Origin of the sequence: Gemella sp. zg-570 (genome assembly GCF_018866345.1) — a bacterium.
Classification (GTDB): Bacteria; Bacillota; Bacilli; order Staphylococcales; family Gemellaceae; genus Gemelliphila.
Genome location: NZ_CP076443.1, coordinates 218723 through 237114, shown reverse-complemented (window position 1 = coordinate 237114; position 18392 = coordinate 218723). Strand labels below are relative to the sequence as shown.

Here is an 18392-nt window from a genome sequence, read left to right as displayed (position 1 = left end):
TTTTACTTGCAAAATATTTTATTTATAGACTTGACTTGATAAAAAATATTTTATCTTTTCTAACTAAAATTGTAAATAATTTACAAAAAAATATTTAGTGAGAATTTTTATCCCACTAAATATTATCTAGCATTTAATTTATTTGATATTTTTAAAATAATTCATCGAAGAATGATAATTGTGCTTTTTCTGGTAGTCCTTTAAAAGTTCCTAAGTCTTTTAAATATTCCATTATAGTTGTAGAAACTCCGCCCCTTTTAGAAAAATCTTCCACGGATAAAAAGGCTTTTTCTTCTCTAGCTTGAACAATTCTTAGGGCGACACTTTTACCGAGTGAAGGAACTATTGAAAATGGAGGTATCAGTGTATCACCTTCTATTACATAGTCAAAACTTTGAGATTTTTCTAAATTTATTCCTGCAAATTTATAACCACGTTGCAACATTTCATAAGCTAGTTCATAACTTACTAAAGAATCCAAATCTTTACCAGAAACTTGACTTTTATCTGTTTCTTTTATTTCTTTTATTCTTTTAGCTAAAAATTCTTTACCCTTAACTACTGTTTTTATGTCATAATCATTTGCTCTTACTGAGAAATATGCACAGTAATAAATTATTGGGTGGTAGACTTTAAACCAGGCAATTCTAAGTGCCATTAGTACATAGGCTGCGGCGTGAGCCTTAGGGAACATGTATTTAATTTTTTTGCAAGAATTTATATACCATTCAGGAACATTATTGGCACGCATAGCTTCTTCCCATTCTTCTTTTAGACCTCTGCCCTTACGAACACTTTCCATAATTGTAAATGCTAAACTTTCTTCTAATCCTGCATAAATTAAGTAAACCATAATGTCATCCCGACAACCTATAACTTCTTTTAAAGTACAAATTTCTTTTTTTATAAGTTCGTGGGCATTCCCCAACCAAACATCTGTACCATGCGATAACCCTGAAATTTGTACCAATTCTGAATAAGTTGTTGGTTTGGTATCTTGAAGCATTTGAATTACAAAACCTGTTCCAAATTCTGGAATACCTAAAGTTCCTGTTGCACAACCTAAATCTTTACTTGTAACACCTAAAACATCAGGAGAAGAAAAAATCTTCATAACTTCTTTATCAGAAACATCAATTTCAGTAGGAGTAATTCCTGATAGGTCTTGTAATTTTCTAATCATGGTCGGGTCATCATGACCTAAAATATCAAATTTTAATATGTTGTCATGAATAGAGTGAAAATCAAAATGTGTCGTAAGCCAAGCACTGTTTGCATCATCTGCTGGATATTGATATGGAGTAAAATCAAAAATTTCCATATCATTTGGCACAACCAAAATTCCTCCTGGATGTTGCCCTGTAGTTCGCTTAACTCCTTCACAACCAGTAGCTATTCTTTCTAAATCGACATCGCGTTTTTCTATATCATTTTTCTCAAAATATTCTCTTGTAAATGAATAGGCTGTTTTTTTTGCAACTGTTGATATGGTTCCTGCTCGATAAACATAATCTTCTCCAAAAATTTCTTTTGTAAAATTATGTGCCGTCGGTTGATACTCTCCTGAAAAATTCAAATCAATATCGGGTACCTTATCTCCTTTAAATCCTAAAAAAGTTTCAAAGGGGATATCTTGTCCATCTTTTTTCATCTTAGTTTGACAGTGAGGACAATTTTTATTCGGCAAGTCAAAACCAGATGCGTATTCACCCTTTAAGAAAAATTCGCTGTGCTGGCATTTAGGGCAAACATAGTGAGGTACTAAGGGATTTACTTCTGTAATATCCATCATGGTAGCGACCAAAGAAGAACCAACAGAACCCCTAGAACCTACTAAGTAGCCATCGGATAAAGATTTTTTTACTAATTTACTAGAAATTAAATATACAACTGAAAATCCATTATTAATTATAGAATTTAATTCTTTTTCTAATCTTTTTTCTACTATTTCTGGCAACTTGCCCCCATATATTTTTCGAGCTTTTTCATAACTCATATTTCTTACTTCATCTTCTGCACCCTCAATTTTTGGAGTGTATAACTTATCTTTTAAGGGAACAACTACATCAATCATATTATTAATTTTATGGGTATTATTTATTACAATATCCTCAATTAATTTTTTATCATTTAAAAATGAAAATTCAGCCAACATTTCATCAGTTGTTAATAGATTAGAAACTGGCATAATATCTCTTGCGGCAGGATTATTTTTAACCGTAAGTCTTAGAATTTGGCGATAAACTTGTTGATAACTATCAAGATAATAAACATCGCCTGTGGCAACTACAATTTTGCCTTGCTGTTTAGCTAAATTTATTAGTCTTTTTATCTCATTTTTTAATTCTTCTTTATCAGCCAAACGTTCTTCATTTATAAATCTTTCGTAATGATGCAGGGGTTGAACTTCTATATAATCATAAAATTTAAGGGTTTCTATAATTTTATCCTGGCGTGAATTTAATAATTCTTCAAAAACTTCATTGGCAGAATTGCCACTTCCAATTAAAAGATTTTGGCGATATTTTTCAAGTAAACTACGGGGAATAGTTGGTTTCCCTGAAGATAAAAATTGTGTTGAACTATAAGACACCAATCTAAATAAATCTTTTAGCCCTTGAGAATTTTTTACTAAGATAGAACAAGGAAAAGCACGAGATCTTTTATGGGCAGTTTCCAAATCAATAATAGTATCTATCTGGCTATGTTTTTTTATGCCAAGTTCATCTAATTGATTTAACATTTTAACAAATATTCCTGATGTTGTTCTTGTGTCATAAATGGCTCTGTGGTGTTGAAGCAATTTTACTTTATAAAATTTTGCCAAAGGGCTAAGTCCATGACGACTTGTTTCTTTATTGACTGCACGAGAAATAAATAGGGTATCTATACTTGCATAATGTAAATCTTTCATTATACCCAGTCGTTCAAAAGATTTCCCTATCATTCCCAAATCAAATTTAGCATTGTGAGCAACTAAAATATCATCATCATCTAACCACTTATAAAAATTTGTCATTACCTCTTCTTCAAAAGGTGCGTCTTTGACATCTTCATTACTTATGCTTGTTAGTCTTGTTATAAATTCTGAAATATTTCTGCGTGGATTAATATAAGATTCAAAACTATCAATTTCTTTTCCGTCCCTGACCTTAACTGCCGCTATTTCTATTAACTTATCACGTTCAGCAGATAGCCCAGTCGTTTCAACGTCAAACACTACATAGGTTGCATCCTTTAATAGAATATCTTTTTTGTTTGTTGTTGCTCGGATACCGTCATCTATAATAAAGGCATTCAGACCGTAAATAGCTTTTATATCTTTGCCCTTAGTTGATAAACAAATTTCTGGATAAGCCTGAACTCCGTAAGTGTCGGTAAAGGCTATGGCAGCATGCCCCCAAGTCAAAGCTCTTTTAATATAATCACCAGCAAAATCTACTCCATCTAGTGAGGACATTTTCGTATGAAGATTTAATTCGATACGTTTTTTCCCTTCATGAGTATCCATTTTTTCTTCTTTAGTTGCCAGTTCAATAGCTCGAGGTTCTATTACCGTATCATTCAAATAATTATCGTAAGATACATTACCTTCTAATTTTATCCATTGCCCCTCTTTCAAAGTGGAAATAAGCTCTATAAGAGCATTTTTTCTTGTACTCGTCTTAAATTTTGCATTATCAGCATTGAAAAAAATACGCATAATTATCGATTCTGTATAGTCTGTCAATTTAATACGATATTGTCCGCCACCCTTTCTAAATTCTATTTTTTCTATTTCAAAAATTTGACCAAAAATATTTGCTGACCCCTTATATCCTATAATATCTTTTATTTCTTGTATTTCTTCATCTGAAATAGCTTTACCAAATTTTGCTACATTAATTTTAGCGACTTCTTCTTTAACTTCTTGTTTTTTTTCATTTTCTAGGTCTATTTTTTCTAATCTAGCCAGTTCATTATTTATTTCTTCTTCTTTTTTAGTAATAATTTTTTCCAGTTTGAAATTTGCTTTTATAGATATAAGGTCTATTCCTAATTTTTTATAGATTTTTAAAAATTCTACTTCATTACTTTCTATATAATTATTCCAAATTATCGGAGTTAAAACCTTGATAATTAATTCCTTATTTTCTATTTTTGCAGTGTTAGATAAAATTAATTCTACTATTTTTTCATTTTGCAAATCAACAAATTTTTCTGCGACAACAAATGGCCAGTATTCTAAAATTTTTTCATCTGAAATAAACCCTTTAATTTTAAAATTATAGGTTACTGAATAATCTTCAAAAAAACTTTCTCTAAATTTTTTTATAAAAATTATAAAGTCATTTACGTTTGGTAAGCTCTTAACTTCAAAATTAAAAGTCCATATTTTATTTTTCTTGTCTTTAAAAATATTTTCAAGAATTATACTTGCAAAATCTTCTTTTTCTAAAAGATGATTAAGGTCTAAGGTTTTTAGTAATAAAGAAAAATGTTTATTAGTCATTTTTTATCCTCTATTTTCAATATAATTTTATCCTATCTAGTATAACATATTTCTAGTACAAAAACTAAAAGAGTAGCCAGAAAATTTAATTTCTAGCTACTCTTTTTTATTTTTTATGCGTAAAATTCTTTAATGATTTCTAATATTTTATCTGTTGAATACTCGACTTTTTCGCCCGTTTTTCTTTCTTTGATTTCAACTATATTTTCTTGAGCTTTTTTACCTACAATAATTTGTAGTGGTATCCCTATTAGGTCGGCGTCATTAAATTTCACTCCAGCACGTTCATTTCTATCATCGAATAAAACTTCTATTTTTGCATTGTTCAGTTCTTTATAAATTTTTTCTGATAGTTTCACTTGTTCTTCTTTTTTCATGTCTAAGCAAAGTAAATGAACTTGATATGGTGCTACTTCTTTTGGCCAAATTATACCGTACTCGTCATTGTGTTGTTCTATGACTGCAGATAGCAGACGTGATACTCCTATTCCGTAGCAGCCCATATAGAATGGTTGTGCTTTACCCTTGGCATCTAAATAGTTAATACCCATTGATTTAGAATATCCTTGTCCAAGTTCAAAGACTTGACCAATCTCTATACCCTTAGCAAATTTCACTTTACCTGATAAGTCTTCTGCTAAATCTCCTTCTTCTATCATACGCAAATCATAAAATCCATCTACTTCATAATCTCCTGGATTTACGTTGATGTAGTGGAATCCTTTTTTGTTGGCACCACAACTATGATTGTACATATATTTAACTGCAATGTCGGCAATCACTCTACAGTTTTTAATACCGAATGGTCCCATGTATCCCACTACTGACCCCATTGATTCTATTTCTTCTGGGCTTGCCATTTCAACTTCACTTGTTCCAGTTACTTTTTTAAATTTCAAATCATTTAATTGGTCATTACCTCGCATTAAAACTAGGTAAAGTTCTCCGTCAGCTTTTAGGGCTAAAGCTTTCATTGCACGATTAACTTCTACACCACAATAGGATGCAATTTCATCAATAGTTTCTTGGGCTGGAGTTTCTAAAAGTGAACGTTCTTTTTTCTCATAAACTGGCATTGTGTAATTTTCTTCTACAACTTTTGCAGTTTCGATATTTGCTGCATAATCTGATTCATCAGTGTAGGCTATTGTATCTTCTCCTACATCAGCCAAGGCTTGAAATTCGTGAGTGTAAGAACCACCAATATTACCTGAATCTGCCTGAACTGCACGATATTTTAAATCCATTCTATCATAAATTTTACAATATGCATTGAAGTGATCTATATAACCTTCACGCAATGACTCTGAAGAGTCGTGAAATGAATATGAATCTTTCATAATAAATTCTTTACAACGTAATAGTCCTAACCGAGGGCGAACTTCGTCACGGAATTTTGTTTGAATTTGGTAAAGTGTTAGGGGTAGTTGTTTATATGACGTTAGCATATTCTCTACCGTCTGACAAACTATTTCTTCAGAAGTAGCCTGCATGGCATAGCCTGCACCTTTTCTATCTGTAATACGCATAAGTTCATCGCCCATTTTATTCCAGCGACCTGACCTTTGCCAATATTCTTGTGCCTGTAATAAGGGCATTACAATTTCTGCTGCGTCGATAGCTTCATGTTCTTCACGAATAATTTTTTTAATTTTTTCAACAACATTGTTAGCTAAGGGCAGATAAGTATAAACGCCAGCTGAGACCTGCTTAACCATACCTGCTTTAATTAACAATTTATGACTTATTGCTTCTGCACTAGCTGGTATTTCTCTTGTAGTTGGAATGAATGTTTTCGTTTGTTTCATAATAAAATACCACCTTTTAAATTTAAATATAGCTAGATTATAACATAAATAATAAAAAAAATATATTTTTTATTAAAATTTTCAAAAAATTTTAAGCTTGTTATACATTAAAAAAACTATAAAATATATTTTTTATATTTCATAGTTAATTTTTCTTAAACATTATATTTTAACAGCTTAAATTCAGAACCGTTATATTCTAATTCATTAAGTGATGTGTTAATAATATAATTTTTATTAGGTCTTAGATTTTTACTTTCTAAAAATATTCTAGTACATGCTCCATGACAGACTACTAAAATGGTTTCGTTTTCATGAAGAACATACTTTTCTTTTAAAAATTCTTCTACTCTTTTGGCAACGTTAGTATCTAATTCTACTGAAGATAGGTCATTATTCTCTCGTCCTTTACGCCACTCTTCATAAGTTGCACCTTCAAATTTTCCATAATTTTTTTCTATCACTCTAATATCTTTTGTTATTTCAATATCAGCATTATTAGAATTATCTAGCATGTATCTGCAAGTATCATAGGCTCTATCTAAAGGACTACTGTAGGCCCTTGCTATTTTATAATCTCTTATTTTTTCTGACGCCTTAATGGCTTGATTTATCCCCTCTTGATTTAGGGGAATGTTTGTACTTCCTTGTACCAAATGATTTTTATTATAATCTGTTTCTCCATGACGGACCATTAAAATTTTCATATCCTGCTCCTTAATAATTTATTCTATAAAAATATAGCCACGAAATGTCGTAGCTATAATATAATTAAAATTCTTCTTCCGAATCAACACTAAACTTAGATACTATTTCATCTCTTCCATATTCATTATATAGGTCTTCATCTTCTTCGTCTTCTTCCTCATCTTTTAGAAGCTCATCAACTTCATCAGTAATTTCTTCTTCATATTCTTCTGATAAATCGAAATCTTCTTCATCTAATGAGTAAGTGCTTATACTCGGTTCTGTAAAATTTTGTACATCTTCTAAAGATAATTTTTCTTTTAACATCCAGTTACCATCTTCTACACAGACAAAACGTCCGTCAACATTTAAGTCAGTATAGAAATAAGACATTTGTGATATAAATTCTTCCTCTGATAAGTTTAATTGTGGTTTGATATAATCAAAAAAGTCATAAATGTTTAATCTTTTAATATCATTTTCTACAATATATTGATAGCATTGTTCTGTGATTGATAAACTATTTACTTTTTTTAATTCTGTCATTCTTCTTCTCCTATTACATTTTTTCTGGAGCATTAACTCCTATTAATTCTAAAGCATTTTTAATTGTTATTTTTACAGCTTTTATTAGGGCAAGATAACTAGCTGTTTGTTCTTTGTTGTCAGTAATTACCTTCTTGTTACCATAAAACTTGTGGAGGGATGCTGCAAGATTTTGCATATAATTACATACCCTGTGCGGTTCATAACTTTTTGCAGCCTGAGCTACTACTTCTGGGAAATAGGCTAGATTTTTTAATATTTCCACAGAATAATCATCTGTTAAAAGTTCTTTATTATATTGTCTAGCTTCTATTTTTTGTTCATCTGCTTGACGCAAGATTGAACATATACGAGCGTGGGCATATTGAACGTAGTAAAGTGGATTATCACTACTTTGTTCTTTGGCTAAGGTAAAATCAAAATCGAGATGGGCATCTGCACTACGCATAACCAAGAAATAACGTGCAGCATCTACTCCAACTTCATCAATTAAATCTCTTATGGTTATTGATTTACCTGTACGCTTACTCATTTTTACTTCTTGACCATTTTCAAGTAATCTTACAAGTTGCATAATCAAAATTTCTAAATTGTTTGAATTATAACCAGTTGCATTTACAGATGCTTTAAGTCTTGGAACATAGCCGTGATGGTCGGCCCCAAATAAATTTATTAATTTTTCAAAACCTCTGTCGAATTTATCCTTGTGATAGGCAATATCGGGTGTGAAATATGTATAGGCACCGTCTGCTTTTATAAGAACTCTGTCTTTATCATCTCCTGTTAATAATTCAGTAGTTCTTAACCAAGTTGCACCGTCTAATTTATATAGATGCCCTAGTTCTTCTAATTTTTCTAGCGTTGCTTTTACCTTGCCACTTTCGTACAAGGAAGTTTCACTGTAAAAATTATCAAACTCTACCCTAAAATCTTTCAAATCATTTTTTAATTTTTCTAGCTGATAATTTACTGAATATGAACGCAAGAATTTAAGATATTCATCTTCTTTTTTACTTAAAAGACTATCTCCATATTCTTTAGCCAAAACTTGCCCTAATTTTACAATATCTTTTCCATTATAGGCGTCTTCTGGCATTTGTACATCAAGACCTAGAGCTTGTTTGTATCTAGCGTCAGCTGACATGCTTAAATTCTTAATTTGCTTACCAGCATCATTGACGTAAAATTCTCTTGTAACGTCATAAGAAGATTTTTTCATAATCCTAGCTAAAGAATCTGCTACCGCTCCATTACGAGCATGACCAACGTGTAAATCTCCTGTCGGATTGGCTGATACATACTCTAATAAAATTTTCTCATTATTTCCTGTTTGATTTTCTCCAAAATTTTCATTTTTTTGAAAAACTTCAGAAAGAATATCAGCAAGATTAGATTTATTTACAAAAAAATTAATAAAACCTGGACCTGCTATTTCAATTTTTTCTACAAAACTATTTTCTTCAATATTATTTATTATTTCTTCAGCAATAATTCTAGGATTTTTTCTTAGAATTTTTGTAAGTTGCATTGCTATATTACTAGAAAAATCTCCATTACCTATATTTTTTGGAGTTTCTACATAAATATCAATATCTGCTGCACCTATTTTTTCAACAGATGACTTAAGTAAATTAATAATTTTTGCTTTCATCATTTCTCCTTGATATTTTAGTATAAAAAGCATGGGTAATAAATTTATATAGTTTACTATATCTTTTCAAATAAAAATTATAACATAATTTATTATTTAATTACATAGCTATATTACTTTTATTTAATAAATTTTTCAATAGAAAATAGCATAAATTTTAAAATTTTTTTATTTATATCTTAATCTTTCATAACTTATATTTTTATTTTTAAATTAAGCAATAAAAATAAAATTTTAAATTTTAATATTTAGGTTTAAAAATAAAAAATTCTTGCCTGAAATAAATATTTCAAGCAAGAATTTTCTATAATTGTTTTATTAATTCCGTAGTTAGTTTAGAAGAATTTTCAGCTGCAATTTGTAAAAACTCATCAAAGGTAATTCTACTTCCTTCTTCTGCCTTGTCGCTAACACTTCTACATATTATAAACTTCACGCCAAAGTTATAACAAGTTTGGGCTATGGCTGCAGCCTCCATGTCTACAACCAACATTTTTGGAAAATATTTTAAAATTTCTTTTTTTCTATTCTCATCAGAAATAAAAGAATCCGATGTGCCAACTAGACCAAAGTGAATATTGTTATTTGATAAACTAATATTTTCAGCTTTTTTTACTAAGTCAGTAGCACTTTTGTATGAAGCTGGCATCTGGGGTACTTGTCCAAATCTATAACCGAAATGTCTTGCATCAACATCAAAGTAAGATATTTCTGTTCCCACTATCATATCGCCAATTTCTAATTTATTATCCAAAGAACCACAAGAACCAATATTTATAACATAATCAATATTATAGTTATCAAGTAATAAAGAAGTGGCAATAGCTGCATTTACTTTACCCGGTTTAGAAAGCATAAGTATTATTTCTTTTTCTAAATATTTTCCCAAATAAAATTCTACATGGGCTTTTTTTTCTATGCTTAAATCTTTTATTTCAGATTTAATAATAGCAACTTCTTCTGGCATTGCACCAATTAAAGCTATCATATAATTACTCAACTTTCAAAATTTTAATATCGATTGAATCTTCTGGACCAGTAGGTAGAGAAACTTTTACCACATCGCCAACTTCTTTACCCAACAAGGCTTGAGCCACTGGAGATTCATTAGAAATTTTAAATTCAAAAGGATTTGCTTCTGCACTACCCACTATCTTGTAAGTTTCTTCTTCACCATTAGGTACTTCTACATAAGTTACCGTATGACCCAAACGTATTGTATTTGATGATGTATCAATTTCAATAATTTTTGCATAACGAATCATTTGTTCCATTTCAAGAATTTTTTGCTCTATAAATCCTTGTTCGTCTTTTGCAGCATCATACTCAGAGTTCTCAGACAAGTCTCCAAAACTACGTGCAATTTTTATTTTTTCTATAACTTCTGGCCGTTTTACTTTTTTATAGTGTTCTAATTCTGCTATTAACTTGTCATAACCTTCTTGTGTCATTTGATATTCTAAATTTTCTTCTATTGCCATGTATTATCTCCTTTTTATACTTTCTAAAATTTAGTATACACTTTTTTATATTATTTTTCTAGTATTGATTTAATTTTTGTTATTAATATATCTACTGCTATGTCGTTATAACCACCATCAGGAATTATTATATCTGCATATTGTTTAGTCGGTTGTATATATTGTTCGTGCATAGGTCTTACTGAAGTTAAGTATTGATTAATTACAGATTCAACACTACGACCTCTTTCGTTCATATCTCTAAGCAAGCGACGTAATATTCTTATATCACTGGGTGTATCTACAAAAATTTTTATATCTAAAAATTCTCTTATAGTCTTTGAATACAAACCGAATAAGCCCTCTAAAATAATAACTTCTTTTGATTCTTGAATAACTGTTTCTTTACTTCTTGTGTGATTTACATAATCATATCTTGGCATTTCAACAGTTTTTCCTGCAATTAATTCTTTAAGTTGAGAACATAAGTATTCATTATCAAATGCATCTGGGTGGTCGTAATTAGTTTTTATTCTTTCTTCCATGGTCATATGACTTTGGTCTTTGTAATAATAATCTTGTTCAATTAATACAACTTTATCTTTGGTTAATTCTTCTATAATTCTTTTGGTAACAGTAGTTTTTCCGCTACCACTTCCACCAACTATACCGATAACTAAAGGTTTATTCATAATTATCTTGCTCCAATTTCTTTTCTCATCATATTTTGCTTGAATACCCTACTATCAATTTTTGTTCTGATAATTTGTAGCGGGTGTCTTGCAGCGTCTATCAAGTCGCCATCTTCGTCATAGATTTCGCCAATAACCTGTTCAAAACTTTCTATCTCGGGGCCAAAAAATTCTACCCTATCACCAGTTTTGAAATGATTTCTTTGTTGAATAGTTGCTATTCCACTACTTTCATCATAGTGTAAAACCTGTCCTACGAAATCAAAATTTGTTTTCTTGCCACCTTGATTACCAAACATTTGTTCTTTGTAAGTTGGTATATTGTAGAAAAATGATGAAGCTGTATCCCTGTTAGCACATTTATACAATTCTAATTTGTAGGCTGGTGTCATTTCAAAATTATCTGGATCGGCACAGTAATCATCTATTAATTTTCTATAAACACTAGCAACAGTTGCAACATAGTGTATAGATTTCATACGCCCCTCTACCTTTAAAGAATCAATACCTAATTCTATAATTTCTGGTATACTCTCTATTAGAGTTAAATCTTTTGGACTCATGGCGTAAGGGTCGGAACCTTCTGTATAAAGTGCTGTATCTTCTGTCTTATCTTCTTCATACAAGTCATAATTCCAGCGACACGATTGACAACAACCACCCCTGTTACTATCTCTAGCCGTCATATAATTACTCAAGGTACATCTGCCCGAGTAGGCTATACACATAGCACCATGTACAAACATTTCTATTTCTACATTTGTTTTTTCACGAATTTCTTTAATTTCTTCATAACCAGTTTCTCTTGCTAAAACTACTCGGTGAACATTTTCACTTTCCCAGTATTGCACTTCCTTATAATTAGAAATTGATTGCTGTGTGCTTATATGTATTTCTACATTAGGAGCAACTCTTCTACAAGTTTCTATTATGTAAGGGTCAGCTACTATTATTCCTCTAACACCTGCATCTTGCAAGGCTGATAAAAATTCTTCTAAGCCGCCAAAATTTTCATTGTGGGCTATAATGTTTGCTGTTACATAAATATCTGCTCCGTAACCCTTAGCAAATTCGCAACCCTCTTTTATTTCTTCGATAGTGAAATTATCTGCATTACTTCGCAGACCAAATTCTTGACCACCAAGAAAAATTGCATCAGCTCCATAGTGAACTGCAACCTTTAATTTTTCCAAATTACCTGCTGGCATTAGTAATTCTGGTTTTCTCGTTATTACTCTTTTTCCATTAATTATTTCTGAAATTTTTGGTATTGCCATAAATTAGGTAGTCATATTCAAGTATGACCCTGCCTCCTTTTAAATTCTAAATTAGAAATTTTATTTAAGTTTTTTACTTAAAGCATTATAATTTTAAAATATTTTTAATAAAAAATATTAAACAATCTAAAATTATTAATCAATATATAGTTTTTTTATTGAAAAATCCTAAATCTATGTTTCTATACTTAGGTTTTATTCTTTCAATATCGTCGTAAAAATCTTTCTTTTCTTCTTGATAAGATTCTTCATCTTCATAGTATAAGTCAATAGCATCACGATAAATTGTTGTTACTTCTGTGATGTAGTCTTCACTTTTTAAAATTCCGTCAATTTTTAGGGCTGTTACCCCCGATGAAATTAATCTATCCAAATATTCAATCGCACAAATATCATTGGCACTCATAATATGGGTACCGTTGGAATCTTCAAAAATTGGATAGCGTTCATTTCTGTCTTTACTGTATAAAAATAGTTTTTTAGAGTTAGAATATTTTTCTATATATTCTTCCTTGTCGCTATACAGAAAATAATTATCCACTAAACTTCTTATAGACTGAAACATACATAACATTCCTTGGACTTGCACTTCAAGTTCATATTCTGACTTGACAGCTATTTCTTCAATTTCTTCTATTGTAAGTTCTTTAGATAGACAAGTTCTGTATGCTCCTCGCTTGCCCCAATAATTGCAAGAAAAAGAATTTGTTGCTAGAGTATGGGGATCCCACTGCAATTTGAAATTTAATTTTTCTTCTCTTACTATAGTTATTATAGTTGGTTCGCCGTATATCACTGCATCAGGACTTAAAGTATCTACATATTTTAAATAGTCTACAAGTTCTTCTAAATGTTTATTATGAAAAATTGCATTTGCACTGACGTATGCTTTTTTTCCTGCTTGATGTATTATTTGAATAGCTCTTTTCAAATCTTCCCTATCAAATTCACCAGCTAATCTTAGACCAAATTTTTCTTCACCAATAACAAATGCGTCTGCTCCAACATTTATTAATTCGTAAATATGGTCAATACTTTTAGGTGTTACTACTAATTCTACTGTCATAATTTACCTTTCAATAATTAAAAAATAAAACTAAAAAAATGAAATTATTATACCATAAGATTTAAGTTAAAATATTTTTACTACTAACTTCTAATAGTAATAGCTATTCCATCTCCAAAGGGTAAAATTACCGTTTCATAATTTTTATTTTTCATTAGCCACTCATTATAATTATTAATTTTTCTTGATAATTGTTTTAAATCTCTACTCTGTTTAATAATGCTGGGGTCTGCTACCATCCCCTTAAACAAAACATTATCCGTAATTACTAGCACATCTTCAGAAAAATATGGTTCATATAATTCAAAAAATTTTCTACTTTGACTTTTTGCCCCATCAATAAAAACTACATCATAAGGAGAATTTTTTACTACTTCTTCTGACAATTCTAAAGCATCGCCATAAATCAAACTTATTTTATTTAGTAGATTTCTTGCAGACACATTTTTTCTTGCCAAATCATACATTTTTTTATCACGCTCAATAGTTGTAACCTTACAGCCAACTTTTTCGCATAAATTTATAGAACTGTAAGCAATAGCTGTGCCAATTTCTAAAATATTTTTAGCTTTTTTTATTTTTAATAATTGAACTAAATATGCCAAGCCTATCTTATCAATAATAGGAACATGATTTTCTTTAGCAAATATTTCTAATTCTTTAAAAAATTTCTCACTATCTGGTAGTAGATTTTCTACATATAGGCTATCTTTAGATTCTATTGCAACCATTTTTTCTCCTGTAAATTTTTACTAGACATATAAAATTTAAAAATATTATCTTAACATAATAACATATCCAAGCAAAAAAATACAGTAAGATATTCTAGCAATCTCACTGCACTTAGAGTTTTTAAAATTATATTTTAATAAAAAAATTATGTTTCAAAAAATCAAAACATAATTTTTCTAATATATATTTTTTGTTTAATAGCCTAAGTAATTTTTTAAAAAATAATTAAAAATAATTATCCTATTTTACTTATTTTTCTCCAGTATTTTTTTTATTTTTTTGTTAAATTCTCTGCGTACCATCATTATTGAATTATCACACTTTAAGCATTTAATTTTTATATCTGCTCCCATCCTGGTAATTTGCCAACGATTTGTTCCGCAAGGATGTTTTTTTTTCATTTCGATAATATCATTCAAATCGTAATCCATAAGCTCCTCTTATTAACCTTTCAATCTGCCTTGAAATTTATTATAAAAATCTTTTCTTAGTTTTGTTTCTACTAGACTAGATTTATTTAATTTGACCTTAACCCCTACTTTAATACTAGCAATATTATCTTCTATTTTTGTAATAGCAGTCAATATTATTTTTTCTTTTTTGTAAAAATATTTATTGTAGTTATCACTTGAATTTAATGAATCTAGTAAGCTATTTATTTCCATTTCTAATTTTTCTAAACTTTCTGTAATTAAAATAGAAAATTCTGCTGTAGCTAGATTATAAGTTTGAGAATAATTAATAACTTGATTAATGCTACTATTGGGAATAAAATAAATTTCACCACTATTAGCGAGTATTTTTGTTGAACGTAAACCTAGGGCAAGGACACTTCCTTCGGCTATAAAAGCAGATTGATTATTTATTTTTACATAATCCCCAACATCAAACTGACCTTCTAATATCAAGAAAAATCCTGTAATTACATCTTTAACAAGACTTTGAGCTCCAAATCCAATGGCAACACTGACTATCCCAGCACTTGCTAAAATTCCTGTTGTGTTTATACCGAAAACAGAGAGTATCTGAATAGAAGCTATAAAGTATATCAGATATTTTATTAGGTTATTGATTAATTTATGCAACGTATCGGTACGTTTTATATTAGCCTTAATGCCAAATTTTTCATTAGTTTTTAAACTTGTTAGCATTATGTAATCAGAAATTTTTAAAATTATTTTGGTTGTAAGGCTGGCTATAACTGCAATTAATATTATTAATAATATTTTCTCTAAAAGAATTTTGTACAAATTTTCATCTGTTATTATATTTAAAAATTTATTTTTTAACACTTCCATTTTTAGTTCCTAAATAATCCCACTATTCTGTCAAATTCTTCATTATCATTAAATTCTATTTCTATCTTACCTTTTTTATTACGACTTTGTTTTATCTTAACTTCCGTCCCCAATAATTTTTTCAAAATATTTTCTTGTTCTTCAATAAAAATATCTTTTTTGATAGTTTTTTTTATAATTGCAGGATTTTTAATTTTAGCTATATAGTCTTCTAAATTTCTAACTGACATATTTTCTTTAATAACTTTTTGTGCAAGAATAGGAATTTCTTTTTCTACTTTCAAGCCGAGTAGAGTCTTTGCATGCCCTGCAGTTATTAAATTATTTGCCAGCATTTCTTTTACAGACTGGGGTAATTTTAGTAAACGTAAGGTGTTAGTAACATAGGGTCTACTCTTACCTAATTTTTTAGCAAGCTCTTCTTGCGTTATTTTTAAACTATCCATTAATTGTTTATAACTCAAGGCCTCTTCTAAAACTGATAAGTCTTCGCGCTGTAAATTTTCTAAAATGCCAAAAACCATCATCTCTTCGTCACTAAATTTTTTTACTATGGCTGGAATTGATTTCTTTCCTAATTTTTCAAATGCCTTAACCCGTCTTTCCCCTGCAACTATATAGTAGCCATTAATAGATTTTTTTAAAATTATGGGTTGCAAAAGACCATTTGTTTCTATTGATCCTGCTAATTCTGTGATTTTTTCTTCATTAAATGTTGTTCTGGGTTGATAAGGATTTTTTTTAATTTTTTCTATATCTATTTCTTCAATTTTTACAAAGTTGTCATCTATTTGTTCAACATTTTCCGTTTGAAAAATAGCTCCTAGACCTTTTCCTAATCCTTTTGATTTAGCCACGACCAATCACCTCTTTTGCCAATGCTAGATATTGTTTTGCTCCAGTAGAAGACTTTGCATATTCAATAATAGGTTCGCCAAAACTTGGAGCTTCACTAAGTCTTACCGTTCTTGAAATTATGGTATCAAAAATTTTTTCTTTAAAATATTTACGCACTTCTTCTGATACCTGACTAGAAATATTGGTTCTGCTATCTGTCATTGTCAGCAGAACACCAAAAATTTCTAATGTTGAATTTAGGTGTTTTCTAACTATATTAAATGTATTCATCAGTTGACTTAATCCTTCTAAGGCGTAATATTCTGTTTGTACAGGAATTATTACTCCGTCAGCAGCCGTCAGTGAATTTAGTGTAATAAGACCCAAAGATGGAGGACAGTCTATAATTATATAGTCATAAGAACTTTCTAATTCTGATATGGAATTTTTCATTCTTTGTTCACGACTGATTACAGAAACAAGTTCTACTTCTGCACCAGCTAGTTCTATACTTGATGGAACTATATCAAGATTGTCATAAGACGTAGGTTTTATAGCTGTATTTATATTTACTTCATCAACAAGTACGCTATAAATTGATTTTTCTACATCATTTTTATCAATACCGATACCACTTGTCGCATTGGCTTGGGGGTCTGTATCTATCATTAATACTTTCTTCTTTAAACTTGCAAGTGATGCTGCTAAATTTATAGCCGTTGTTGTCTTCCCCACACCACCCTTTTGGTTGCACACTGCTAATACTTTCATTCCTTCTCCTTTATTGTTTATATCTAGGTACTCTAACTGTTAGAACCACAGCATTCATTTCTTCATCTTCTTCTTTTGACAAGTCTACATCATATTTTTCTTCTAGCTTAGAAATTTCTTTGAGCAACTTTGCCAATATTTTTTGAGCATCATAATTTATAATATTATCAGAAGTCTTATTTTCATTTTTTAATTCTAAGTAATTATTGATTTTTTCTTCTGTCTGAACAACATTTAGATTTTGAAGTAGAATTTGTTGCAATATTTTTTCTTGAACATTAGTTTCTAATTTAACCATTGCCCTGCCATGTCTTTCAGTAATTTTTTTTGTACTAATTGCATCTACTACTTTGGGACATAATTTTAACAATCTAATTTTGTTGGCAACAGTTGCCTGAGTTTTTCCTAATGATTTGGCTAACTCTTCTTGCGTAATATTATTTATTTCTAATAATTGCTGATAGGCATTAGCTTCTTCTATGGGACTTAATTCTTCTCTTTGAATATTTTCTATTAAGGCTAAGGTTGCCATCTGTTCATCAGTCAATTCTTTTACTATTGCCTTGGTTTTTGTTTCGTTTAAGTATTTTAAGGCTCTAAGTCTTCGTTCCCCAGCAATAAGTTCATAATTCCCGTCTGCTAACTCTCTTACAGTTATTGATTGCAACAAACCATTTTGTTTAATTGATTCTGCTAATTCTATAATCTTACTATCATCAAATTCTCGTCTAGGTTGAAACTTACTCGGTACTATTCTATCAACATATATTTCCTTTAGCACATCTTCGTCAGAAATTCCTACCTTGTCTGCCCTATGTGTTAGGTTATATAGTTTACTAAATGGCTTTGCTGTTCCTACCAATAAAATCACTCCCATCTTTTTACATTATTATAAAATAGAATATCATATCATGGCTGATAAGTCAAAATATTTCCCAAAGAAATTTTAATAAAATATCTTTATCTAATGCTAAATTTAATATTAATTTCCCAAAAACATCTTAAATTCTTTTTAAAAAATTAAGATGAAAATTTTATTCTATACATTTTTAAAGAAAATTTTTATAAACTTATT

Annotated in this window: 16 protein-coding genes; all 16 read right to left on the bottom strand. The window is 29.8% G+C overall.

Annotation, left to right across the window (positions count from 1 at the left end; all coding sequences use genetic code 11):
- Positions 1–151: 151 nt before the first annotated feature.
- The 16 genes from KMP11_RS01150 to KMP11_RS01075 all read right to left on the bottom strand — a co-directional run bounded on the left by KMP11_RS01150 (position 152) and on the right by KMP11_RS01075 (position 18194).
- The gene (locus tag KMP11_RS01150; RefSeq protein WP_216279963.1) at positions 152–4492 is read right to left on the bottom strand and encodes a PolC-type DNA polymerase III; all 4341 of its coding nucleotides are present in this window, start codon (positions 4490–4492) and stop codon (positions 152–154) included.
- Between the two features lie 113 nt (positions 4493–4605).
- The gene (locus KMP11_RS01145; protein ID WP_215756074.1) at positions 4606–6300 is read right to left on the bottom strand and encodes a proline--tRNA ligase; all 1695 of its coding nucleotides are present in this window, start codon (positions 6298–6300) and stop codon (positions 4606–4608) included.
- Positions 6301–6455: 155 nt separating this feature from the next.
- Complete coding sequence (locus KMP11_RS01140) at positions 6456–7007, bottom strand: histidine phosphatase family protein (protein WP_215756075.1); 552 nt, start codon at positions 7005–7007, stop codon at positions 6456–6458.
- 64 nt (positions 7008–7071) lie between these two features.
- Positions 7072–7533, bottom strand: a complete 462-nt coding sequence (gene rpoE, locus KMP11_RS01135) for a DNA-directed RNA polymerase subunit delta (RefSeq protein ID WP_215756076.1) — start codon at positions 7531–7533, stop codon at positions 7072–7074.
- Between the two features lie 13 nt (positions 7534–7546).
- Positions 7547–9184 (bottom strand): arginine--tRNA ligase, encoded by a 1638-nt coding sequence (argS, locus tag KMP11_RS01130; RefSeq protein ID WP_305798195.1) that lies wholly within the window; start codon positions 9182–9184, stop codon positions 7547–7549.
- Between the two features lie 304 nt (positions 9185–9488).
- The gene (locus KMP11_RS01125) at positions 9489–10172 is read right to left on the bottom strand and encodes a 5'-methylthioadenosine/adenosylhomocysteine nucleosidase (protein ID WP_216279962.1); all 684 of its coding nucleotides are present in this window, start codon (positions 10170–10172) and stop codon (positions 9489–9491) included.
- 4 nt (positions 10173–10176) lie between these two features.
- Positions 10177–10659, bottom strand: coding sequence for a transcription elongation factor GreA (greA, locus tag KMP11_RS01120; RefSeq protein ID WP_216280167.1), 483 nt, complete (start codon positions 10657–10659; stop codon positions 10177–10179).
- Positions 10660–10715: 56 nt separating this feature from the next.
- A complete protein-coding gene (udk, locus tag KMP11_RS01115; protein WP_215756079.1) occupies positions 10716–11336 on the bottom strand; it encodes a uridine kinase in 621 nt (206 codons plus the stop codon).
- A 2-nt stretch (positions 11337–11338) separates the two neighbouring features.
- Entirely contained in the window at positions 11339–12613 is a 1275-nt protein-coding gene (locus KMP11_RS01110; RefSeq protein WP_215756080.1) for a peptidase U32 family protein, read from the bottom strand.
- Between the two features lie 139 nt (positions 12614–12752).
- Positions 12753–13682 carry a peptidase U32 family protein gene (locus tag KMP11_RS01105; RefSeq protein ID WP_215756142.1) on the bottom strand — a complete coding sequence of 310 codons (930 nt, stop codon included), beginning with the start codon at positions 13680–13682 and terminating at the stop codon, positions 12753–12755.
- Positions 13683–13762: 80 nt separating this feature from the next.
- Positions 13763–14410: an O-methyltransferase gene (locus KMP11_RS01100; RefSeq protein WP_215756081.1), complete on the bottom strand. Its 648-nt coding sequence runs from the start codon at positions 14408–14410 to the stop codon at positions 13763–13765.
- Positions 14411–14656: 246 nt separating this feature from the next.
- Positions 14657–14842, bottom strand: a complete 186-nt coding sequence (locus KMP11_RS01095; protein WP_215756082.1) for a DUF951 domain-containing protein — start codon at positions 14840–14842, stop codon at positions 14657–14659.
- 12 nt (positions 14843–14854) lie between these two features.
- The gene (locus tag KMP11_RS01090; RefSeq protein WP_215756083.1) at positions 14855–15709 is read right to left on the bottom strand and encodes a mechanosensitive ion channel family protein; all 855 of its coding nucleotides are present in this window, start codon (positions 15707–15709) and stop codon (positions 14855–14857) included.
- Between the two features lie 2 nt (positions 15710–15711).
- Positions 15712–16566, bottom strand: coding sequence for a ParB/RepB/Spo0J family partition protein (locus KMP11_RS01085; RefSeq protein WP_215756084.1), 855 nt, complete (start codon positions 16564–16566; stop codon positions 15712–15714).
- A complete protein-coding gene (locus KMP11_RS01080; RefSeq protein ID WP_215756085.1) occupies positions 16559–17317 on the bottom strand; it encodes a ParA family protein in 759 nt (252 codons plus the stop codon). Before KMP11_RS01080 ends, KMP11_RS01085 begins: the two co-directional genes overlap by 8 nt.
- A 10-nt stretch (positions 17318–17327) precedes the next feature.
- Positions 17328–18194, bottom strand: coding sequence for a ParB/RepB/Spo0J family partition protein (locus KMP11_RS01075; RefSeq protein ID WP_253195963.1), 867 nt, complete (start codon positions 18192–18194; stop codon positions 17328–17330).
- Between the last annotated feature and the right edge of the window lie 198 nt (positions 18195–18392).